Origin of the sequence: Planctomicrobium stercoris (assembly GCF_051465655.1) — a bacterium.
GTDB lineage: Bacteria > Planctomycetota > Planctomycetia > Planctomycetales > Planctomycetaceae > Planctomicrobium.
The window spans coordinates 2,720,651-2,743,416 of record NZ_CP195791.1 but is presented as its reverse complement, the minus strand read 5'-3'; the positions used below and the strand labels follow the sequence as shown (position 1 = coordinate 2,743,416).

Here is a 22,766-nt window from a genome sequence, read left to right as displayed (position 1 = left end):
CACATTGTTCAGCAACAGCGTGTGCATCGCGTTCTCCACACAGAAAGTCTGATGAGACTCTCTTGAGGAGAATGCGATGAAGCGGCATGTGGATCGTGAATGACGTCCCCGGGCAGCAACGATTAGATGGGGCGAACGACGTGTGCAGACCAGCCCAGCCCCGCATATTCACGATACCCCTTGGTCCGCGAAGAGCCCAGGATGTAACGCTGACCGTTGCGGACAAACAACCCTGAAGCCGATTGTCCCGCTTTGGTTTTCGTATGAGCGGCCGGGAGATCGATGATCGCCCCCACCGGGAAATGTTCCGGATCCGTGGTCTCGATGATCTCGCGATTGGAGTTGGTATAGAACGCAGCACAACCGTCGATCAGCTCTCCTCCCCGTGTCTTCGGCAGGCAGGTGGTGAGAATCTTTTTCCCTTCCGTGTCCCAGTCGAAGAGGATTCCGACGACACCGATTGGATCTCCTTCCCGGGCCCCGTTGAGTCGCACTCCTCCGGAGTAGATCAGCGAACGTTCCTTATAGGATTCGAGCTTCGACTTCTGCACATCCTGAACAGCGTACTCGCTGGAGTTGGCCTGTCGCATCGCCATGAGGAACCAGGGGTCGTCCGAAACGCTCACTGTCCGAAGGCGATGGCGGTCTTCGTTCCGGGCGCTGGCGACGATCTCTCCGTTGCGATTCGCCAGAACGAGATTCCGATACATGGTGTACGACCCGTTGATGACTTCCATGCGATGCGCTGCACGCTGGAAGTTTTCCGGGGTCGGATCCTGAAGTGCCGTCCAGAAAAACTGATCGGTCGCCCACCAGCGGACGTCGGCAGCTCGCTCGAACAGATTGCGGTCGAGCAGATCAATGGCCTGCTTGGAGAAGTTTTCCAGTGCCTGGAAGTTCAACTGCAACTCGCCGATGGCCATTTCCTTCAGCAGGTCTTCCATCTTGCTGGTGGTGATTTCGCCAGTCTGCTTGATCTGGTCGAAGATCGGTCCCAGAGCACCTCCGCGCTTGCCGAGCTTGGACGCGAAGACGATCCCGTTGAGCGAAATCAGCTGAATCGACTCCTTGTCGTCCTGCACCTTCGCGAAGGTCTGCTTGTTGATCTCCGGCACGAGCCGTGACTGCATCAGTTCATCAATACTGATCCCGAGTTCCGAGATGCTCGATGCGCTTCGGAAGATCTGATCCTTCGGCACAATGAAGTGCGAAGACCAGCCCAGTCCGGGGTAGTCCAGGTATCCGTCAGTGCGTGCCGAGAACAGGGCGCAGTCCCGTCCTTCCATCACGGAGTAGGACATCGGGAGTTGGCCGACAGCCGGGAACCGATGGGCCCGGGCGATGTGGGCTGTTTTGCCGGGTTCAATCAGGGCGGAGTCGCTGGAGGCAATGACCGTCCCTTCGGAGTTGGTGAAGAACGAATACCAGCCGTCTTCGACGTAGTCCCCCTCGTGAGCAACAGGCATATGATCCTTCAGGATCATTTCGGCTTCGCCCTGGAAATCGAAGAAGATCCCCATGGCACCGATGATCTTGCCGTAGTTGTCGCTGTTTTCGCGAATCGCTGCGGAGTAAACGAGGCTCTGATGTTCTTCGACGCTCGATTCCGTTAGGTCCTCGACGTGGTACTGCGTCCCGTCTTTGGTGGCGAGGGCTTTCTGGAACCAGTTCTCCTCAGAAACATTCAGACCCAGCACGCGTGAACGGGTCGCTTTGTTCGAGTTGGCAATGACCATTCCCCGTTTGCTGACGATCACCAGATCGCGATACAGCGTGTAGGAGCTGTTGATGTCTTCCAGACGGTCGCAGGCAAACTGAGCCTTCTGGTAGACAGTGGTCACATCTTTGGCCAGAGCGTTCATCTCTGCCTGCTGATCGTCCGCAGCCTTCTCGGCAAGTGAGCTCAGACAGCTGGAGAGCCCGGCATTGGCGTTGGCGTGGACCTGCCAGAGTTCGTTCTGCTCGCGGCATTTCCGCAAGGTTTTTCCAGCGGGCGTTGTTTCGATTACAGCCTGCAGCGCATCCAGACGGGCTTCGACCTGATGCGTCAAGGAAATACAGTCGCCGAAGGCGGTTTCCAGAGCCCACCAGCGGACGTCGCAGGTCCGCTCGAGCAGGTTCCGGTCCATCAGATTGATTTTGACGTAAGCTGTCGTTCCATGCAGCATCCGGCAGAAGTGTTCTTTCGCCTGATAAAACTGGTCGAACAGCTGTTTGGTGACGTCCAGCAACTCACCGGAGAAGCTTTCGACCCGCTTCATCAGATCTGTGACCTGCTCCTGCTCGGTGGCATCTTCACTCACTTCAACAGCGGTGCACTTTCCCTGGGTGCAGATGGGGAAAATCCCGTTGAGTTGCGAGACGATCCGTTCGTAGAACTCGCGGTGTTCGACCGTGATGACCGGACTGAAGATACTGAACTTGCCGTCACCATGGGTGGCGGTTGAGGATTTCGGAGCTGGTAAGGTAGCTGTGGACATCAGTTCTTACTCGAATGCTGGTGAATTTCGTCGACGAGAGAAACGAGGTCGATCAGTGAAACATAGTCACTGCCCTGACGGAGAATCCCGGCAATAAATTTTTCTGAGATATGTGCAGGACGTTCGTGGAGATCTGCATGACCAATACTGATTATGTCGAGAATGCGGTCGACCAGCAGAACTGTCGGTTCTTCGGGTGCACGAACGCCCGCAGAGATGGCTTCGCGGGTGAGTCGTCCTGCGGTTTCCAGAAGGATCATCTTGGGATGCGCGGGAGCCACTTCCTTTGAGCGATGAAAGCATTGCTGCAGATTGAGCACCGTGGCACTCTTTCCACGATGATTCATCAGCCCGGCGACGCGACGATCCGACCGTGGAACACGGGTCATTCCCACGGGCCGAAAGAATTCTTCGACAGCCAGCACCGGGATCCCGTAGACCCCACCGGCTGATGTGAACGTGACGATTTGCATCTGCTTAACCTTGTTCCTGCAGATCCCGGACCGGTTGTCGTCGTATGCCTCGCACAAGCCACAACGCGGCCGTTTTCTTCAATTGTTCTTCATTCAGTTTCACGAGATACGCATCGAAGCCGGCCGCGAGTGCCTGGGCTTCATATTCCGGTTCCGTACGCGAGCTGCACGCGATGACAGGCAGGCTGCCGAGGACCGGATGAGCACGGATTTCCCGGACCAGCGAGAACCCGTCCAGTTCCGGCATTTCCAGATCGGACACCAGCAGCTGAAATGTCACAGGGTCTTCCAGCAACAGGTCGAGTGCCTGCCGGCCATCCCCTTTCACGACGATTTCACAGCCCAGCTGCTCCAGGCATCGTCGCATGACGGTCTGGAACATCGGAGTGTCTTCGGCGATCAGAATTCGGGGTCGGGAACGTGTTTCGTCAGAAACGCTCATGAAGGAAATTCCGGGACTCGCTTGCTGTCAATTCTTGGCCAGTGCCTGCAACCGCTTCTGATCTCTCAACAGCAGAAACCGATCCAGCGTGGTGAGGAGCTGTTCCTTGTCGATCTTGATCATGTAGGAATCGAATCCTTCCCGCAGTCCGCGTTCCATGTGCTCTGGAGAGGCGAGTGAGGTCATCGCAAGAACCGGCAGGTTTCTCAGCCGGGGATCCATGCGAATCTTCTGGACGAGTTCGAATCCGTCCATGCGGGGCATTTCGATATCGGAGATGACCAGATCGAATTCGTGCGGGCGAGACTGCAGAATTTCCAGCGCCTGCTGTCCGTCCGATGCGATTGTGAGCTTGCGGGGAGGGTTCTCGAGGTAACTTCGAAGCAGGTTCTGGAAGAACGAACTGTCTTCGGCAACAAGAATATGTGCAGGCTTCTGTTCGATCGGAGTCTGACGGAACCGCTCCGGGGAATGCCGTTCGAACAGCCGGTACAAGTCCAGCAGCATGACCAGCCGATCCTGATCCATGAACGTCCCCAGCATTCCCTGACCGTCGCTGAGACGTGATTCATACTGTTCGACAGCATCGACAACGGAGACATGCCGGCCTGCGAGGATGGCGATCGGGAAACTGACCCGGGCGGGGATCAGCACGTAAGCGTCTTCCAGATCCGCCAAGGGGTCGACTCCCATGACCTGATCCAGTCGCATCACCGGCAGCGTCCGCTGCATGATCTGCAGATATTCCTGACCGCCGACGCGGCGCAGCTGCTTGAGATTGACCTTCTCGATCAGAGAGATCATCTCCAGGGGAACGGCATAGTGTTCATGGTCCGCGTAGCTGAAGACCACGAGCCGCTGGCTGACATTGACCGGTTCGTCAAAGTTCCGCAGAGCAGGGGCGAGGGCGCCCCCGGTTTCGGCAAAATGGAAGCTTTCCGATTCGATGATCCCGGCACTGTCGAGAATCAAAGCAACCTGTCCGTCGCCGCGGACGGTGTGTGCGGAGAAGACTTTGCTCCCCTTGACCAGTTCCGGCAATGGCCGGACAACAATCTCTTCGACACCGACAATGGAATCGACAATCAGACCGAACATTTTCTGGCGGTACTGCATCACCACCAGCACGCGTCCGAGCTGATCTTCGATGCGTGGCTCGACCTGCTCTTCGTGCAGGACAAGGTCTAGCGGAATGACCGGCAACAGCATTTCCCGCAGCTGATACACCATCCGGCCATTGAGAATCTTCAGTTGAGAGTTCTCGATGGAACGATCGACCTTGATGATTTCATCAATCGACGTCTGCGGGATGGCGAATCGTTCATCGTCCTGTGCAATGATGAGTGCGGAGATCAATGACGAAGATATCAACGCATGCGCCAGCGGAACCCGGGCGACGAAGACGGTCCCTTTCCCGATGGTGCTCTGGACTTCAACGACCCCGCCCATCGCTTCAAGATTGTTCCGGACAACATCCAGTCCGACTCCGCGACCGGAGACGGTACTGACTTCTTCCCGGGTCGAGAATCCCGAACGGAAGATGAGGTCGACAATCTGCCGGTAGGGCATGGCGTCCGCTTCTTCCTGAGAGATCAGGTTGCGGGAGACAGCCTTCTGTTTGATTTCCTGTGGATTAATTCCCTTACCGTCATCTTCGAGGATGAGGACGATTTCCGAGCCCTGTTGACGTGCGGAAAGTTTCAGGGTCCCCGCACGCGGCTTATCCGCTGCCTGTCGGTCAGCCGGAGATTCGAGCCCGTGATCCACAGCATTCCGGATCAGGTGCATGAGCGGATCGGCGAACGATTCCAGCACGCTGCGATCCAGCTCCAGGTCCCGCCCGTGAACAAACAGCGTTGCTTCTTTGCCAAGCTGTCGGCACAGGTCATGAACCAGGCGTTCGCAACGATCGAACAACGTCCCGATCGTCTGCATGCGGGTCTGGACGATCGACTTGTGGACCTTTGTCACGCACTGCGAGAGCGTGAGGAACGATGGATCGTCCGGGAAATCGTATTTCGTGAGCAGCTGGTTTCTGGCCATGACCATGTTGCCGGTCAGCTGCAACAGTTCATCCAGAAATCCGACCTTCACCCGCATGTAGCGTTCTTCGCTTCCCTTGTCTCCTTCCTTCTCACCGGAGTCGCCTCCTGCACGGGCGGGCTTCTTGCTCAGTGACTTCAGAGCGATGGCATCTTCAGAAGATGCCGTTGTGGAGAAGGTGCGGCCCAATGCCGGAGGAGGCGAGGTTGAGTCGTTCGCCGGAGAGGAGATTGAAGGTCGTGCATCGATGTTCTTCGCAACGCCGGGAGAGGGGAGCAGGCCACCGAGCGCCGCCGGCGCGATTTCCTGACGGGAAATCATCATCGTGGTCGCCAGAGATTCGCCATTTGCCGAAGCGGGAGTCTGCTGCCCGATCGCCTGAGGATTCCACGACTGAGTGTTGGCCGACTGCGATTCTGATTCGGCGGTGCTGACGTCACTTTCCCCCTGATCAACATCACGCAGCATCTTCTGCAGGTCGTCAATGCACTGCAGGAGCGTATCGACGACTTCCGGTGTGACTTCCCGTTGTTTCAGACGCAGTGGATCCAGCAACGATTCGGCCTGATGGGCCACGCGTTCGATGGATCGCAATTCCAGAAATGTGCTCGACCCCTTGATGCTGTGCAGCGCGCGAAAGATGCGCTGAATGACGTTCGGATCCGAAGTCTTCGCCAGGGTCAGCAGTTCCTGCTCGACCGTTTCGAGGCTGTGACTGGCTTCGAGAACAAATTCCTGGAGGAGGGAGGGGTCCACGGGTGCGGCACTCTTCAGAGATGTTCGAGTGGAAGATCAAGGGTTGGCAATGTGGCGCAGAACCTGTGAAAGAGATTCCCGGGTCAACGGCTTGGGAAGAACAGGAGGACGTCCGGGAAGACTTTGGGCGATTGATTCAGCGGAGGCTGCACTGGAAATCAGGAAGCAGGGAATGCGGGAGGTTCCCGGTTGATGCCGCAGATAGAGCAGCAAGTCCTCAGCGACTCCGTCGTCAAAGTGCATTGCAGACAGGATCGCACCGGGAAGCTCCGTGCGGAGTGCATTGACAGTGGCGCTGATGGTCGGCCAGATCCGGATATCGTTGACCCCCATCTGGCGCAGCTGTCTTTCGGTCGCACGAGCCTGCAGCAACGAGGGCTCGACCAGCCAGATGGATGGAGGAGCATTCACCAGAACGCTGCGAAGTGCTTCCCCCATTTCGTGTGCGGATTGAAAGCGATCTGCCGGATCCTTGGCCATCGACTTCGTGACGATGTCGGCACACGCCTGCGGGATCTCCAGAACGATTCCCCGGGGGTCACACGGAGGCCGGTGACAGTGTGCCTGTGCCAGTTGAATCAGGTTCGACAAATGATCGTAGGGAGCACATCCCGTGAGCATCTGGTAGTACGTTGCCCCCAGAGAATAGATGTCCGTCCGGGCATCTGTCGGTTCTCCCATGAACTGTTCAGGGCTCATGTAGTACGGGGTCCCCAGCAGATCCCCGGGGCACGTCAGGTTCAGCGTCGACTCCGAAAGGGGATCGACGGATTTGGCGAGTCCGAAATCTGTAATCTTGATGTGATCGTCGTTGGTCCGCAGCAGATTCTCCGGCTTGATGTCCCGGTGAATGAGGCCGGCTGCGTGTGCGGAGGCGAGTCCTTTGGTGACTTCCCAGGCGAAACGGGTGGCTCGGCCCCAGGCAACCGGCTTTCGTCCGGCCACGAGGTCTGCGATGGATCCCCCGCCGACGAATTCCATCGCCAGGAAGTATCCCCCTTCGTGCTCGCCAATTTCAAACAGAGTGACGGTGTGCTGATTCATCAGCTTCCCGACCGCACGTGCCTCCGCGAGGAATCGAGGAAGGGAGGACTTTTTGTTTAACAGATGTGCAGGCAGGACTTTCAGGGCAATTTCACGTTCGACAAGAGAGTCGATCGCCAGATAGACTTCACCCATTCCTCCGCGTCCGAGGAATTGAGAAATGCTGTATTTCCCGATCATCGTGCCGGGCGCAAACTGGGCGCGCTCCGTCTCTGGAGACATGGACAGCTTGACTGTCTTTGCCAGGGACTGACAGTTGTCGCTGGAATTCCCTTCCAGCCATGTTCCGTCGGGTTGATGCACAGACTGACCCATGGTGCACGGTCCTTACATGCGGCCAATGCCGCCTCCACTGCGTTCTGTTCAGCGGAGCACTTGAATTCAGGCGTAATCTCAAACTCTCTGGGGGGGGGCCCGTTGGAGCGCTGCCGGGGAACCCCTGATCGACCGCCCGTGCATGTGGCAAAAAAGCCACAAACAAAGGGGGCCTAAGGAGAGTTAGGTCATAATCTGGGCGGAAGCGGTAACTTTTTTGGGATTTCCGCCCCCGCCGAACAAGAACCCATCGGTTCGGAGTGTCTAGGACCTGAAAACTCGCTCCACAGCACTTGAAGTCCGAATTTCCCGTGTCAGACCGGTGCGGGTCAGGAGAACGCCAGATCCAGTTCACGTCACAAAAGAAGGGGGGGGCGGACGGGAGTTTCCTATCCGGCAACGCCCCGCTCGCCGATGCCGACCGGGAGCCTTTTGGTCACAAACTGGCCTCCATCAGGGTAGAGATTCCATATTCATCCCACTAAAATGCTCGTCATTTCAGTGACTTGACGGGAATTCTCCCGGCGAATCAGCTAATTTCTGTCCAGTTCGACTCTTCCTGCACTGGAGTAGTCGCCAATTTCAGTACTTATGGAGCTAAGGAAACGGAATGTCTCGGTCTTTTATCTTCACCAGTGAATCAGTCAGCATGGGCCATCCCGATAAGGTCTCCGATCAGGTTTCGGACGCCGTGCTGGACGCCATGCTGGAACAGGACCCGACGTCCCGTTGTGCGTGCGAAACGCTCTGCACAACCGACTTCCTCGTGACCGCCGGAGAAATTCGGACGGACGCCAAGATCGACATGGAGAAGGTGGTCCGAAACGCTGTTCGCGAAATCGGCTACACCAGCGATGACATCGGCTTCAACGCCGACACTTTCGAGTACGTCAATCGTCTGCACCAGCAGAGTGCCGACATCGCCATGGGCGTGGATGCCGACGGGGCCGGCGACCAGGGACTGATGTTCGGATTCGCCTGCAATCAGACCCCGGAACTGATGCCCCTTCCGATCGCTCTGTCACACCGGATCCTCAATCTGCTCACCAAGCTCCGCCAGGAAAACGACGTCGACTGGCTCCGCCCGGACAGCAAGAGCCAGGTTTCCATCAAGTATGTTGACGGAAAGCCGGTCGGAATCACCGCCATCGTTCTGTCGACTCAGCATTCCGACAAAGTGAAGCAGAAGGAAATCGAAGAGTACGTCCGTACGAAGATCATCCCCGCCACGGTTCCTGCCGAACTGCTGACGAAGGAAACCAAGTACCACGTCAACCCGACCGGCCAGTTCATCATCGGCGGACCGCACGGGGACTCCGGCCTCACCGGACGTAAGATCATCGTCGACACCTACGGCGGCTGGGGCCGCCACGGGGGGGGTGCCTTCAGCGGAAAAGACTCCACGAAGGTGGACCGCTCGGCTGCCTACATGGCCCGTTACGTTGCGAAGAACATCGTCGCTGCCGGACTGGCCGACGACTGCGAAGTTCAGCTGGCCTACGCCATCGGCGTCGCTGAGCCGGTCAGCATCAATGTCGATGCCCATGGCACGGCGAAAGTCGCTGAGACCAAGATCGAATCAGCCGTGCGAGAGCTGTTCCCGCTGACTCCGCAGGGAATCATCAAGCACCTGCAGCTGCGTCGTCCGATCTTCCGCAAGACCGCCAGCGGCGGGCACTTTGGTCGCGATGAAGCAGAATTCACCTGGGAGCACACCGACAAGGCAGACGCCCTGAAAAAGGCTGTCAGCTGATTTCGCGCACATAATTGCTGCTCTGGCGTCAATCGAGGCAACAGAGCGCAAGTCAATGTGAAAATTTGCTCTTCGAACGAACCCCGGCTGGCTGACAGTCGGGGTTTTTCGTTGATATGCTGAAAGTGTTCCACGGGCTTTCCTGATGTTGACGAAGGATTTCACAATGCGCTTCAACGCCGATCGCCGAGAGTTTCTCAAGGCCTCCTCCCTTGCACTCGCCGGAGCTGCACTCCCCCTGTCCTCAACGCTCTTTGCAGCTGAGTCCGCGCCCCGGACGCACGCGAACAAAGGGAAGATCTTCAAGTCCAATAAGGGCGGAAGGATCGGTTCGAATCTCGAAGAGATGATCAAGACGATGGAGGAATATCGTCGCCTTGGATTCGACGGGATTGAAGCCGACAGCCCCGGAATCGACGTTGAGCTGGCCAAGCAGGCAGTCGCCAAGACGAACTTCCCAATTCACGGTGTCGTGGACAGCGTGCACTGGAACGAGCGGCTCTCCTCTCCCGATCCCGCGGTGCGTGAAGTCGGCTTGAAGGCACTCATTCAGGCGATTCACGACACCAAGGCCATCGGCGGTTCCGCGGTTCTGCTCGTTCCGGGCAAAGTGACCGGACCGGACGAAACCCATGACGACGTCTGGAAGCGGTCGATCGTTGAGATCCGCAAGGCACTTCCGGTCGCGGAAGAAGCACAGATCAAGATTCTCATCGAGAACGTCTGGAACGGCTTCTGTGAGAAGCCGGAACTGCTGCGAGATTACATCGATGAGATCAACAGCCCCTGGTGCGGGGTCTATTTTGACATCGGAAACGTCCGGAAGTTCGGGAAGCCGGAAGAATGGATCGTCATGCTCGGGCCGCGCATCGGCAAGCTGGACGTGAAGGACTGGGGTGAGAAGAACGGCTTCTGCCGCCTGGGCGAAGGGGACGTTGACTGGCCGGCAGTGCGCGCTGCTCTGAAGCAGATCGAGTACACCGGCTGGGCCACCCGCGAGGGACCGGACAAGTCACTGGAAGACACCGCGCAGCTCATGAACGAACTGCTCGATCTTTGATGAGTTTTCAGCGTTTAGCCACACACTTGAAGTGTGTGGCTAAACGTGACTTCACGTCTCACTCCACCGTGACACTTTTTGCCAGATTCCGGGGTTTGTCCACATTCAACCCCCGAATCAGCGCGGCATGATACGCGAGCAGTTGTAGCGGGATGCTCGCCAGCAGTGGCGACAGTAACGGCATCGTGGAAGGAACCTCGATCACTTCCGCTGCCAACTGTGCCATCTGGGGATCGCACTGGTTCACAATTGCGATCACCTCACCGCCACGGCTGCGGACTTCCTCGATGTTCGAGAGAATCTTCTGATAGGTGACGTCCTTTGTCGCGATGACAACGACGGGCATCCCTTCATCGATCATTGCAATCGGGCCATGCTTCATTTCCGCTGCGGGGAGACCCTCCGCGTGGATGTAACTGACTTCCTTCAGCTTAAGGGCCCCTTCCAGAGCGGTCGGGTAGTTGATGCCTCGACCGAGGTACAGCCAATTCTGCCGGCCGGCATACCTGGCCGCGATGGCCCGGATGCGATCTTCCCCTTCAAGGACTTTTGAGATCGCCTCGGGAATGGAATCGAGTTCTGCAAGGAAGGCCGCCAGTGCATCCCGGGAGAGGTGCTTACGACGCCCCAGGTAGGCAGCGATCATCGACAATACCGCGACCTGTCCCAGAAACGCTTTTGTACTGGCAACCCCAATTTCCGGTCCGACATGCAGGTAGACACCGGCATCCGTTTCACGCGCGATGGACGAACCGACGTTGTTGACGATCCCCAGGACCGTCGCCCCGCGCGTTCGGACTTCCTGCAGCGCGGCCAGGGTATCAGCGGTTTCACCGGACTGGGAAATGGCGATCGCCAGAGTCCCTTCTTCGATCAGTGGATTACGGTATCTCAACTCGCTGGAATACTGGACCTCGGTTGGCAGCCCGGCAAGTTCTTCAATGAGATATTCACCGATTAAACCGGCGTGCCACGCGCTTCCACATCCGAACAGCAGCACCCGCTTCACATGGCTGAGTTGTCGTTCAAGGTTTGCCAGTCCACCAAGAGTGACTGTTGCTTTCTGGGAGTCGATGCGGCCTTGCAGGGCGGTCCGCAAACTCTCCGGTTGTTCGTGAATCTCCTTGAGCATGTAGTGCGGGAACTCGCCGAGTTCAATCTTCTCCAGCTTGTCGTCGATCGACTCCAGCGTGACGCTGACCGGTTTCGAATCGATGGTCGAGAGCTCAAACCCCGCTTCCGTGACGATACCCAGTTCACCATCTTTCAGAAAAGCTGCGTGTGAAGCATGCCCCGCCAGCACCGCTGGATCCGAAGCAACGAGATATTCCCCTTCGCGGATCATCCCCACAATGAGAGAACTGCCGTTTCTCGCGACGATCATCGTGCGAGGTTCGTCCGCACAGAGAACCGCCAGCCCGAAGGTTCCTTCAACCATCTGCAAGGCTTCACGGACACTGCACTCGAACTGCCCGCACTGCCGGTAGTACATCCCGATCAGTTGTGCGAGCACTTCGGTGTCGGTCTGGCTGTGAAACTCAATTCCCTGTTCCAGCAGGAGTTTTCTGATCGCAGCCTGATTTTCAATCACTCCGTTATGGACAATTGCAATTTTACCGCTGGCGTCCCGCTGGGGGTGAGCGTTCTCGATAGATGGCTTGCCGTGGGTGGCCCAGCGGGTGTGGGCGATCCCCAGTGATCCCTGCGGCGGGTTCTTCGCCACTTCGGCTTCCAGAGCAGAGACCGGACCGACACTGCGACGGACCTCCAGTTTCCCATCGTGCCAGGTCGCGAGGCCCGCAGAGTCGTACCCGCGATATTCCAGATGCTTCAGTCCAGCCATCAGGTGTGGAACGGCCGGTGACGATCCCAGATAACCGACGATTCCGCACATACGCCTGTTTCCTTTGAGTGCAATTTCATTCGGAGCAGGGGCAGCGGATGAACTGGAACTGTTTTGCCCCACACATTCAGTATGGAGCAAAACGGTTCTGATCGAATCGAATTGAAGTGAAGGGCTCTACTTCTTCTTCGCTTCTTCCAGATAGTATTCCGCAGTCCGCTTGAGGCCCTCTGCCAGAGAGACTTGCGGCTCCCATTTCAGAAGTGTACGCGCCTTGGTGATGTCCGGACAGCGGCGTTTCGGGTCGTCCTGCGGAAGTGGGACCTGCTTCAGCTTCGACTTCGAACCGACGACCTTCAGCACGGCATCGGCCAGTTCCAGCATTGTGTTCTCAACAGGGTTGCCCAGGTTGACCGGCCCGATTTCGTCATCCTGTTCCATCATCCGGATGAAGCCTTCAATCAGATCGTCCACGTAGCAGAACGATCTGGTCTGGCTGCCATCGCCGTAGATCGTCAGATCTTCACCCCGAATGGCCTGCATGAGGAAGTTGGAAACGACCCGGCCATCGTTGGGATCCATCCGGGGACCGTAGGTATTGAAGATCCGAACGATGCGGACGTCGACGCCATGGGCCAGGTGGTAGTTGACACACAAAGACTCGGCGACCCGCTTCCCTTCGTCATAACAGCTGCGCGGCCCCAAAGGATTCACGTGGCCCCAGTAGTCCTCCCGCTGCGGATGGACTTCCGGGTCGCCGTACACTTCTGAAGTCGAGGTGTGGAGGATGCGTGCTTTGCAGCGTTTGGCCATCCCCAGCATATTGACCATGCCGACGGTAGAAGTCTTGATGGTCTTGATGGGGTTGTACTGATAGGCGACCGGAGATGCGGGGCAGGCGAGGTTGTAAATGAGATCCGCCTCAATCACGAGCGGATGCACAATGTCGTGCCGGACCACTTCGAAGTGGGAATTTCCCATCAGGTGGCGAATATTGTCTTTTCGTCCGGAGAAGAAGTTGTCCACGCAGATCACGTCGTGTCCGTCCCGGAGCAGCCGTTCGCACAGATGGCTTCCCAGAAATCCTGCTCCGCCGGTCACCACCACTGCCGCCATGAATGCTTCCTTTTTAGGTTGTTGCTGAGGGAACCTCTTTCAGAGAGGCAGGCCTGCTCCCACTCACATTGTTACCGAGTTTTGAAATTCTTTGCATCTGTGCAGCGGGCCTGAACTTGAAATGCCGGAGTCTTCCGGGGCCGATCTCACGGTTCCATTGATAACGACTACGGAAAATTTGCCGATTGTCCTATACTCCGGAATACGCGTTCAGTATTGTGCTCATGCGAGACGTGTCAGGATCGAGGTCTTTCCTGAGTTCGAAGATGGAGTCGGGCTGTCACCTCTCGACCATGGTCTGGAATCGCGGTGTCCGTGTCGGGATACCCCGGCAGCTTTCAGACATCAAAACTTTATTCGGAGAATGGACTTATGGCGGTTGTTGAAGCTCTTCCCTACAAGGTCAAGAATCTCGCACTGGCTGGGCTGGGGCGCAAAGAGATCGAGTTGGCAGAATACGAAATGCCCGGTCTGATGGCGCTGCGAAAGAAGTACGGGGCCAGCAAGCCGCTGAAGGGAGCACGAATCGCAGGCTGCCTGCACATGACCATCCAGACGGCCGTTCTGATGGAAACTCTTGTCGAACTGGGTGCTGAAGTTCGCTGGTCCAGCTGCAACATCTTCTCCACGCAGGATCAGGCCGCCGCAGCCATGGCCGAGGCCGGGATCCCCACATTCGCCTGGAAGGGCGAAACGGAAGAAGAATTCAACTGGTGCATCGAACAGACTCTGTTCTGGCCGGATGGACAGCCACTGAACATGATCCTGGACGACGGTGGTGACCTCACCCTGATGGTTCACGAAAAATACCCCGAGCTGATGCAGGGGATCAAAGGCCTGACCGAAGAAACCACGACCGGAGTTCATCGCCTCGTGCAGATGCACGCTGCCGGGAAACTCGGGCTGCCGGCGATTAACGTCAACGACTCGGTCACCAAGAGCAAGTTCGACAACCTGTATGGTTGCCGTGAATCCCTGGCTGACGGGATCAAGCGCGCCACCGACGTCATGGTTGCAGGCAAAGTGGTTGTTGTCTGCGGCTACGGCGATGTGGGCAAGGGTTGTGCCGACGCAATGGACGGCTTCGGTGCCCGCGTCATCGTCACCGAAATCGACCCGATCTGCGCACTGCAGGCAGCGATGGAAGGGTATCAGGTCACCACCATGGAAGAAGCCGCTACATTCGGCGACATCTTCGTGACCACCACCGGCTGCATCGACGTCATCACCGGGGCTCACCTCGAAAAGATGAAGCACAACGCCATCGTCTGCAACATTGGTCACTTCGATTCGGAAATCAACATTGCTTATCTGAAGAACCGCAAGGATATCGAGCGGATCCAGATCAAGAAGGATTCCGATGTCGGCGGTCCGGTCGATAAATACGTCTTCCCCAACGGCAAGGCGATCCTCGTCCTGGCCGAAGGCCGTCTGGTCAACCTCGGCTGTGCCACCGGCCATCCTTCATTCGTGATGTCCAACAGCTTCACCAATCAGGTGCTCGGACAGCTCGAACTGTGGAACAACCCGGAGAAGTACGAAATCGGCGTGCATGTGCTGCCGAAGGAACTGGACGAAGAAGTCGCCCGGCTTCACCTGGAGCAGCTGGGGGTCAAGCTGACCAAGCTGACTCAGGCTCAGGCAGACTACCTCGGCGTCCCCGTCGAAGGCCCGTACAAGCCTGAGTACTACCGTTACTAAGAGTCAAAGGACAAAAGCGGTGTGCGGCGATTGAATGCCGCACATCAAGGAGGTTTTGTCCCCCCGGCTCCAAATGCCTTTGGGCGTTTTTGAATTGAGCGAAACAGCCGCACAGTTGTCCTGTGCGGCTGTTTTTTTTGGTCTGTCGCATTATGACCGCAGGGCCCGTGGCGCACCTCCTTGTAATCGTCACCATCCGGAGAATCTGGAACGATGCTGAATGCACACCGCCCCGGATCGATCCAACTGTTCTGAGGGAAGCGGATCCAGCCGGCCGGCGCGGCAGTGACCGTCGAATTCTTGATAAGCATTCGTCCCGCAGGGTTGCATCAGCTCAGGGGAATAAACAAACTTAAGTTGATGGATCCCACGAAGTGGAACGTCTGAAGAAGCCCCCGGGTGCGACTGAAGCGTTCTCCAGAAACATCGTTGTCCCCGCCCGCATTCCTGCCTTCTCGATCCCATTCGCATGAACGCTCACGATCATTTCGATGGCGATGTCACGTTTTCCGTGCCTTGCCTTCATCGCCTGCGATTCACTCAGGACGTCTTTCAACACGATCAGGATGTCCTGCTGCAGCTGATTGAAGCTTCGGGCGAAACTCCTCCCCGCGTGCAGTTCTGGATCGATGAGCATGTTGTGAGCGCGCAGCCGCAGCTGACCGCTCGCATTCGTGCGTTCGTTCAATCGAATCGTGATCGGCTCCAAATGCCGGGAAAGATTCAGATCTGCCCCGGAGGAGAGGCGGTCAAGAACGACATTCATCTCATCGAACGGATGCTCAAGTGCATCCATGCTGCTGATCTGGATCGTCGCAGCTACGTGATCGTGATTGGCGGAGGGGCGGTGCTGGATGCCGTGGGGTTCGCCGCAGCGATTTCTCATCGGGGCATCCGCCTGATTCGTCTGCCGACCACAACGCTGGCACAGGGTGATTCGGGCGTCGGTGTGAAGAACAGCGTGAATCTGTTCGAGAAAAAGAACTGGGTCGGAACATTTGCCGTTCCCTGGGCAGTGATCAATGATCAATCCCTGCTCTCGACGCTCCCGGACCGCGATTTTCTCTGCGGGTTTTCGGAAGCGGTCAAGGTCGCACTGCTTAAGGATCCGGAGGAGTTCAACCGCATCGAACAATGTGCGGGGCAGATTCGGCGGCGGAACCCCGAAGCTGTCCAGCCGGTGCTGCGTCGCGCCGCTCAGCTGCACCTGCAGCACATCACCCAGGGGGGGGATCCGTTCGAAGTCCTGGAAGCTCGACCGCTCGACTATGGACACTGGTCCGCCCACAAGCTGGAGCCGATGACGAAGTTTGAACTGCGACATGGCGAAGCAGTCGCCATCGGCGTCGCGATCGACACAGTGTATTCGTCACTCGTGCACGGTTTCCCGGCTGAAGATGCCCAGCGGGTTCTGCACTGCCTGAAGGAACTGGGATTGAACCTTCATCACCCGGCACTCAAAGACTCGACCAGACTGTTTCAGGGGCTGGAAGAATTCCGGCAGCATCTGGGGGGACGGCTCACCGTGACGATGCTGCAGAAGATCGGCCAGCCGATCAACGTTCATGAGATCGACAAAGGTCAGATGCAGACAGCGATTGACCACGTCATGGATTTCGGACGTCGTCACGCCGCAAGCTCGCCCGCCTCGGGGATCTCCGCGACATAGCGGCGACTCCTGGTTCGACACGCATCGAGAAGTCGACGGCCCCCTGGCCCTTGGCGTTCCTCGCGACTTTGCGGTAAAAGATTCTTATACGACCGCTTCCAGATTGCTTAGAGCGTGTTTTGAAATCTCAACGCAATCCAGATTCGGGAGGGCGACGCTCCTGCGGAGCCGCAAGAAAGCTGACGCGATCTTACGTCCGCGGCTCGGCAGGAGCCTCGCCCTCCCACTTTTCAAACACGTTCTTACACCAGCGAGACCCAGGGGTGATTTACCTCGATAACAACGCGACCACTCCTCTCGACCCGGAAGTGCTGGATGAGATGAACCGCGTCGCGCAGGTGGCCTGGGGAAACCCGGGCAGCAGACATCTGGCAGGTCGAAAGGCACGACAGGTCCTTGAAGATTCCCGGGAAGCGATTGCCCAGATTCTGCAGGCCGCTCCGGACGAAGTGATCTTCACCTCCGGCGGAACGGAATCGTCCAACCTTGCTATTTCCGGACTCGCGGTGGCGGAGCAGGGGACCATTCTCCTTCCGCCCGGGGAGCATCCCGCGACGGAAGAACCGGTTCGGCGATTGATCAACTCCGGATGGAAACGGAAAGTTCTGCCCATCGATGTTTCCGGCCGTCTCGACCCGCTCGGACTTCAGAATCTTTCACTCGAGGGAGTCTCTCTGGCGACCTCGCTGCTGGCGCATAACGAGACGGGTGTGATTCAGGACTTGAAGCCGCTTGCGCTGCGATGTCTGGAGCACAGGATCCCGCTGCATGTGGATGCGGTTCAGGCGGTCGGGAAGATCGACGTCAGTTTCCGCGATCTTCCGGCAACCACGCTCAGTGCAGCTGCGCATAAATTTCATGGACCCCGCGGAATCGGCGTTCTGCTGGTGAGAAAGGGAGCCCGGCTACGGCCGGTGTTACTCGGGGGGTACCAGGAACAGGGAATGCGACCGGGGACGGAACCAGTGGTCCTCGCTGCCGGAATGAGTTTCGCCCTGCGGAAATGGCATCGGGATCGAGAGGCTCGCACTGCGACGCTCACGAACCTACGGGACCGCCTGCAGGCGGGGCTTCTTGCAGCGTGCTCACCCGCGATCGTGAACGGTGATCAAGGTTCCCGACTGCCGAACACGCTGCACATGTCATTTCCGGGTTGTGACGGCGATGCACTGTTGATTGCCCTGGATCTGGCAGGCATCTGCTGCTCGCTGGGGAGTGCCTGTGCCAGCGGGTCGACCGAACCCTCACCAGTGCTGCTGGGAATGGGACTCTCCAAAGAAGTCGCGCTCTCTTCGCTGCGTCTGAGCATCAGCGTCTGGAACACCCCTGCGGAGATCGATGAGGCCGTGTCAAAGATCGCCGCAGCCGTCCGCAGACTGCGCACATGGAAATCGACGACTTGAACTGAGTCGCACTTCCCTTCTTTCTGCTCAAGCGACCGCAGTCTTCGACCTGCATGAAGGCTGCAGGTGCGGAGCTGCAATCTTGCTTGGAACCACTCAACGAGTTTCCTCTTGCAACTCGTTATCTGTGACTCCGCTTGAAGTTGCGACTCTTCATCGGGGTGCAGCCCGAATGTGGCATCCCTTTTGTTAATGGGGACGAGTGAAGGCGGCTTCGCCATTCATCGCGTCACTTCAGGTCAGGGATCACACGATGTCTTCCAGCACCGAATCCGGTTCCCCCTTGCTCCGCTTCCTCGACAGCTTTCTGCAGGAGCGAAATATCAAATGGATGCTTGGGATCGGAATGATCCTCCTGCTCGGATCGTCGATGCGACTGGTTTCGCTGCATTGGGAGAATTACGCAGCCGTCGCAAAGTACGCGATCCTGATGGCCTACACCTCCATCGTGTACGTCGCGAGTCAGGTGACGTACTTACGGATGGGACTTCGACGGACCGGGACCGCTTTGATGGCCCTGACGGTCACCCTGATCCCCCTGACGTTTCATGCTGTCCACTGGATTCAGCCGTCGTTCTCAACGTCGCTCGTCAACATGGGTTCGCAGGCAGGGTTGCTGACGTTGCTTGTCGTCAATCTCGTCATGACTCAGTACGCATCGAGTCGGCTCCTTCGACATTTCTTGCGACAGCCACAACGGACCTTCGAACTGGCCTACGTCACGTTGTGTCTTGCAGGGGCCATTCTGCCCGCACTCCCCCGTTCGACCGACCCTTTCAGTGCACTGCTTCTCTGGGGAATCTTCACAGCGGGAACGCTGAAGGTGAATCGCCATGTCTTCTGGCTAACCGAAGAGGAACGGCTTCCCAGAATCTTCGGCTTCTTTCCGATCGCCTTGCTGGGCGGGCTGTTTCTGGGACTCTTTGCCGTTCAATTCTCTGAGTCGATACAGATGCCGTGGTGGGGACTTGGATGTGCGCTGGTCGCCGTCCCCGTGCTGTTGACCACGGACACATTATGGAATGTCTTTCAGGAGCGGACTGGCGGGACGATCACACGCGTGCCTGTGAGCATCGGGATGCCACTGGTTGTCGGACTGCTTCTGTGCGTCGCAGGGCTCAGTCTGGCAACGACACGTTTTCCCCCGTATGCCCTGGTCCCGACCGCAGCCATCTGCACCGGCCTGATGGTGTGCATTGCGCGCAGGACAGGGCTGCAGGCGTTCACCTGGCTGGCAATCCTTTGTGCTCTGATCGCCTATCAGTTCTCTCCGGTCTTCTTTCTGGAATTCGCCCGGCAAGTGGTGGCGACCGGCGCTGCAGCTGTCCGCGAACAGAAACTTCCGTATGCCTTTTACGGCCTGACCTACTCACCGATCCTGCTGTGCTTTGTCGGCCTGTCCGGATGGTTGAAGCGAAAGGGAATGCCGGTCTTTTCCATCCCGCTGCAACAGGCCTCCATCGGGATCACATCCCTTCTGCTCATCGCAGCGACCGGGCACCCCAAAGCTCTCTTTCCAGTCTGCATCACATCGCTGGTTCTTCTCGCCCTGCAGATTGTCGTCTATCAAAAGAAATCTCTGCTGCTGATTGCCAACGCCGCACTGCTGGGAGCAGCGTACGGATTCCCTGTGTTTCAAGCTACGTTGCTCCCAGCAGTCAGCACCGGCCTGGCTCCCGAACACTGCCTGATGATCGCTGCTCTGCTGCAGCTTCTCCCCGGGCGAACGATCGATCGTATTGTCCAACGAATTCAACCTGGAGCGACAGGTAGTCTCGGTTCGGTTGCAATCTGCCAGACGTCCAGCCTTGTGACCACGCTGATGATCGCTGTGTGGAGCATCTGGAGCATGCTCACTCCGTCTGAGTGGCCAATTGGTCTGGATGTCACTCTCCCGTGCCTGGGTCTGCTGGTCATTCACTCGATGATCTGGTTGAGCTTCCCGCTGGGGCTGTGCACGGGTCTCTATCTGAATGCAACCTTGCTCGCCCATTTTTACGAATCCCTTTTTGGTCCCGGCTTCACGTTCGAGACCATTCTGAGAACCGTCTGCGTTTCGCAGGGAATTCTCTGGCTCGCGGGATCACTGCTCTCCTTGAAGCCGGACCTGCGGCTCAGTCGTGCCTTCGAGAAACCGTTGCATCTTGTCAGTGGAGTGATTCTGCTTGGATTGATCTGCGTTCCGGTCATTCCGGTGCTTGGAATCATGCAGCTGACTGAATTGTCGTCGCCTCACATCATCTGGACGGCAGCAGGGCTCGCGGTCTGGTGCTGGCTGGCAGCGATGGAGAAACGAACGTCCATCCCGGTTGTTCCCGGCGTTCTGCTGACGAATCTGCTGGTGTCCTGCGTCTTCGTCCAGTGGACTGACAGCCATTATTGTTTAAACCGAATTCCCATCTCCTGGGTTATGACATCCGGACTGATGCTGTTCGGACACCGCCTGCTCCAGCACCGTCGACGTTCCATCTCCACGGATGCCAGCGACAACACTGCAGCATTGGCCAGTTCACCATTCCGCGTGCTCGATTCCCTTCTGCCTTCGCTGTTGCTGGTGTTCGCCATCATCACGCTGCCGATGACAGATCGGCTGTGCCAACTCGCTGGAGTTCTCGCGTTAATCATCCTGGCCGTTGACCTGCGGAGCCCCGGGCATCTGTTCAATGGCACCTTGCTGGCCTGCATCGCCAATTGGCAACTGCTGCGACTCGTCTTCGTTCCGCAAGGAGCCATTCTCCAGCAATCTGATCTCATGCCGTATGCTCTGTTTTCCGCAGCGAGTCTGCTGGCGGTGGAGGTCATTCGCAGATTCATCGCGAGCAAAAACGAGTACGTGCTGCACCTCCACGTTGGCACTCTGCTGTGCCTGGTCGCAGGAGCACTCCCATTTTCGCTGGCTGAAACTCTGGTCCATGGACACGGAATTGACGCCGTCAGAACGATTGCGGTGTTCTCCATGCTGGCTGCGTTCGCAACCTTGTGGGGTTGCCGGGCACGGATCGTGGAACTGATCTGGGCCGGGCAGGGACTGCTGCTCGTACTGCTGGCGGTGCTGTTTGTGGATGGCATTCTGATTGTGAACGGTGTTCTGGCCATGTTCGCACTTCTCGGCCTGGCTGCCGTTTATCGAGGAGTCGCAGCGATCGGCAGCAGACATGTCGGCTACTCTCTGATCAGACAACCGTTCGAGAGAATCGCACTGGTGCTTCCGTTGATCTCCGTCGCGATTGGAATTTTTGAACACACTGCTGTGTCTCATTCATCAATCGTCGGATTGAGCAAGCTGGCAATGCTGCTGGCAGCGGGATTCTACTTCGGGCATGGTCTGCGAGTTCAGAATCGCTGGTGGTGGGTGCTGTCGCTGGCGATCCTGAACCTGACACTGGCGCTGTTCTGGAATGACCTGCGGTGGACCGAGCCGCTCCTGTTCCTGCTTCCGATCGGCATGTCCATTCTGCTGCTCGCAGAACTTCTGGATCGAGAACTGCCTGTCGGTTTTCACGATCCCCTGCGGTACATCGGTGCATTGACGATCCTTGTTTCCCCGACGTTCCAGATTCTTCAGGGAAGCTGGATTCACCTGCTGACACTCATGATCAGCTCGGTTGGAATCATCCTGCTGGCCATCGGGGTGCGGGTCCGTTCACTGGTCTATACGGGAACAGCGTTTCTCATCGTCGATCTGATCGCCCTCATCGTCCGCGGAAGTTACGACAACCCGCACCTGCTGTGGATCGTCGGAATTGGACTTGGCGCGGCAGTCATCGGGCTGGCCGCGTATTGCGAACATCACCGTGAAGCACTCCTGAGCCGGATCCGACTGCTCGCAGGAGAACTCCAAAGCTGGCGCTGAAAGCCAGAAAAATCGCGACGAATCCGTCGAATCCCGTTGAACTGCACACATGAAGTGTGCAGCTAAACGTCCCCTGACCCCTTTTCCCTGACCCCTTTTCAAAAGGCCCTCATCATGAGCTGGATGAAGCAGTTTACCTTGATCATGCGATCGAACATCACCTGTCTGAAGGATTCGATCGAGAACCCTGAACGCGTGTTGCACCAGTTGGTGATCGACATGGAGGAAGAACTTGAGACGGTTCGCAAGAGCGTCGCCGGTGCGATGGCGGATGAAATTCTGCTGAAGAAGCGGGTGGCACAGTCGCGCATGGACGCTGACGCATGGCTGGAGCGTGCCCGTCAGGCATTGCTCAAGCAGGATGACGCCAGTGCGAAGGCGGCCCTGGATCAGAAAGGACTCGCCGAAGAACGGGCAGAGCGGCTTGAACAGGAACATGCCCGGCAACTGGAGCAGACCGACAAACTGCGACGGGCCGTCACGGATCTGGAGGATAAGATCCGGCAGGCTCGCCAGAAGCAGTCCCTGTTGAGCGCACGCATGGTGCGGGCGGAAAGTGCCCAGCGGGTTTCCGCCGCCCTCGACCGGGCGACCGGCAATTCCGCATTTGCTCAGTTCAACAAGCTGGAAGCGAAAGTGGAACGCTCAGAAGCGATGGCCGAAGCATTCGAACGGCTGGATGGTCGTGATCCTGATGCGGAGGAGCTGGCCAGAAAGTTCGATGCTGACAGACGAACAGAGAAACTTGAACAGGAACTTCAGGCGCTCAAAAACCGGATTCAGGATGCCTGAATCCAATCTGCGGGTGGTGATGT

Annotated in this window: 14 protein-coding genes; 7 read left to right on the top strand and 7 right to left on the bottom strand. The window is 57.5% G+C overall.

What is annotated here, in order from left to right; all coding sequences use genetic code 11:
* Window positions 1–122: 122 nt before the first annotated feature.
* The 5 genes from SH661x_RS11225 to SH661x_RS11205 are packed head-to-tail and all read right to left on the bottom strand — an operon-like array spanning window position 123 to window position 7,553.
* Window positions 123–2,480: a PDC sensor domain-containing protein gene (locus tag SH661x_RS11225; protein ID WP_437230982.1), complete on the bottom strand. Its 2,358-nt coding sequence runs from the start codon at window positions 2,478–2,480 to the stop codon at window positions 123–125.
* Window positions 2,480–2,953, bottom strand: a complete 474-nt coding sequence (locus tag SH661x_RS11220; RefSeq protein WP_437230980.1) for a chemotaxis protein CheW — start codon at window positions 2,951–2,953, stop codon at window positions 2,480–2,482. The genes SH661x_RS11225 and SH661x_RS11220 overlap by 1 nt, the downstream gene beginning before the upstream one ends.
* Window positions 2,954–2,957: 4 nt before the next feature.
* Entirely contained in the window at window positions 2,958–3,395 is a 438-nt protein-coding gene (locus SH661x_RS11215) for a response regulator (RefSeq protein WP_437230978.1), read from the bottom strand.
* Between the two features lie 27 nt (window positions 3,396–3,422).
* Window positions 3,423–6,194, bottom strand: a complete 2,772-nt coding sequence (locus tag SH661x_RS11210; protein ID WP_437230976.1) for a hybrid sensor histidine kinase/response regulator — start codon at window positions 6,192–6,194, stop codon at window positions 3,423–3,425.
* Window positions 6,195–6,230: 36 nt separating this feature from the next.
* Window positions 6,231–7,553: a serine/threonine protein kinase gene (locus tag SH661x_RS11205; RefSeq protein ID WP_437230974.1), complete on the bottom strand. Its 1,323-nt coding sequence runs from the start codon at window positions 7,551–7,553 to the stop codon at window positions 6,231–6,233.
* Window positions 7,554–8,163: 610 nt separating this feature from the next.
* Here SH661x_RS11205 and metK point away from each other — a divergent pair.
* Together metK and SH661x_RS11195 are read left to right on the top strand one after the other, a co-directional pair.
* Window positions 8,164–9,306 carry a methionine adenosyltransferase gene (gene metK / locus SH661x_RS11200; RefSeq protein ID WP_437230972.1) on the top strand — a complete coding sequence of 381 codons (1,143 nt, stop codon included), beginning with the start codon at window positions 8,164–8,166 and terminating at the stop codon, window positions 9,304–9,306.
* A 166-nt stretch (window positions 9,307–9,472) separates the two neighbouring features.
* Window positions 9,473–10,366, top strand: coding sequence for a sugar phosphate isomerase/epimerase family protein (locus SH661x_RS11195; protein WP_437230970.1), 894 nt, complete (start codon window positions 9,473–9,475; stop codon window positions 10,364–10,366).
* A gap of 58 nt (window positions 10,367–10,424) precedes the next feature.
* Here SH661x_RS11195 and glmS read toward each other — a convergent pair whose 3' ends face one another.
* Both glmS and SH661x_RS11185 read right to left on the bottom strand, forming a co-directional pair.
* Window positions 10,425–12,260: a glutamine--fructose-6-phosphate transaminase (isomerizing) gene (glmS, locus tag SH661x_RS11190; RefSeq protein ID WP_437230968.1), complete on the bottom strand. Its 1,836-nt coding sequence runs from the start codon at window positions 12,258–12,260 to the stop codon at window positions 10,425–10,427.
* 126 nt (window positions 12,261–12,386) lie between these two features.
* Window positions 12,387–13,325 carry a UDP-glucuronic acid decarboxylase family protein gene (locus SH661x_RS11185; RefSeq protein WP_437230966.1) on the bottom strand — a complete coding sequence of 313 codons (939 nt, stop codon included), beginning with the start codon at window positions 13,323–13,325 and terminating at the stop codon, window positions 12,387–12,389.
* Window positions 13,326–13,697: 372 nt separating this feature from the next.
* On the opposite strand from SH661x_RS11185, the gene ahcY reads away from it, so the two are divergent.
* From ahcY to SH661x_RS11160, 5 genes are all read left to right on the top strand, one after another.
* A complete protein-coding gene (gene ahcY / locus SH661x_RS11180) occupies window positions 13,698–15,026 on the top strand; it encodes an adenosylhomocysteinase (protein WP_437230964.1) in 1,329 nt (442 codons plus the stop codon).
* 469 nt (window positions 15,027–15,495) lie between these two features.
* The gene (locus SH661x_RS11175; RefSeq protein WP_437230962.1) at window positions 15,496–16,695 is read left to right on the top strand and encodes a 3-dehydroquinate synthase; all 1,200 of its coding nucleotides are present in this window, start codon (window positions 15,496–15,498) and stop codon (window positions 16,693–16,695) included.
* Between the two features lie 263 nt (window positions 16,696–16,958).
* Window positions 16,959–18,098: a cysteine desulfurase family protein gene (locus tag SH661x_RS11170; protein ID WP_437230960.1), complete on the top strand. Its 1,140-nt coding sequence runs from the start codon at window positions 16,959–16,961 to the stop codon at window positions 18,096–18,098.
* Window positions 18,099–18,351: 253 nt separating this feature from the next.
* A complete protein-coding gene (locus SH661x_RS11165; RefSeq protein ID WP_437230958.1) occupies window positions 18,352–21,951 on the top strand; it encodes a hypothetical protein in 3,600 nt (1,199 codons plus the stop codon).
* 114 nt (window positions 21,952–22,065) lie between these two features.
* Window positions 22,066–22,743 carry a PspA/IM30 family protein gene (locus SH661x_RS11160; RefSeq protein WP_437230956.1) on the top strand — a complete coding sequence of 226 codons (678 nt, stop codon included), beginning with the start codon at window positions 22,066–22,068 and terminating at the stop codon, window positions 22,741–22,743.
* Window positions 22,744–22,766 lie beyond the last annotated feature (23 nt).

Coding starts and splice junctions, on each gene's coding strand:
- SH661x_RS11225 (WP_437230982.1), bottom strand. CDS start 2,480: ATGTCCACAGCTACCTTACCAGCTCCGAAATCCTCAACCGCCACCCAT.
- SH661x_RS11220 (WP_437230980.1), bottom strand. CDS start 2,953: ATGCAAATCGTCACGTTCACATCAGCCGGTGGGGTCTACGGGATCCCG.
- SH661x_RS11215 (WP_437230978.1), bottom strand. CDS start 3,395: ATGAGCGTTTCTGACGAAACACGTTCCCGACCCCGAATTCTGATCGCC.
- SH661x_RS11205 (WP_437230974.1), bottom strand. CDS start 7,553: ATGGGTCAGTCTGTGCATCAACCCGACGGAACATGGCTGGAAGGGAAT.
- metK (WP_437230972.1), top strand. CDS start 8,164: ATGTCTCGGTCTTTTATCTTCACCAGTGAATCAGTCAGCATGGGCCAT.
- SH661x_RS11195 (WP_437230970.1), top strand. CDS start 9,473: ATGCGCTTCAACGCCGATCGCCGAGAGTTTCTCAAGGCCTCCTCCCTT.
- glmS (WP_437230968.1), bottom strand. CDS start 12,260: ATGTGCGGAATCGTCGGTTATCTGGGATCGTCACCGGCCGTTCCACAC.
- SH661x_RS11185 (WP_437230966.1), bottom strand. CDS start 13,325: ATGGCGGCAGTGGTGGTGACCGGCGGAGCAGGATTTCTGGGAAGCCAT.
- ahcY (WP_437230964.1), top strand. CDS start 13,698: ATGGCGGTTGTTGAAGCTCTTCCCTACAAGGTCAAGAATCTCGCACTG.
- SH661x_RS11175 (WP_437230962.1), top strand. CDS start 15,496: ATGAACGCTCACGATCATTTCGATGGCGATGTCACGTTTTCCGTGCCT.
- SH661x_RS11165 (WP_437230958.1), top strand. CDS start 18,352: ATGTCTTCCAGCACCGAATCCGGTTCCCCCTTGCTCCGCTTCCTCGAC.
- SH661x_RS11160 (WP_437230956.1), top strand. CDS start 22,066: ATGAGCTGGATGAAGCAGTTTACCTTGATCATGCGATCGAACATCACC.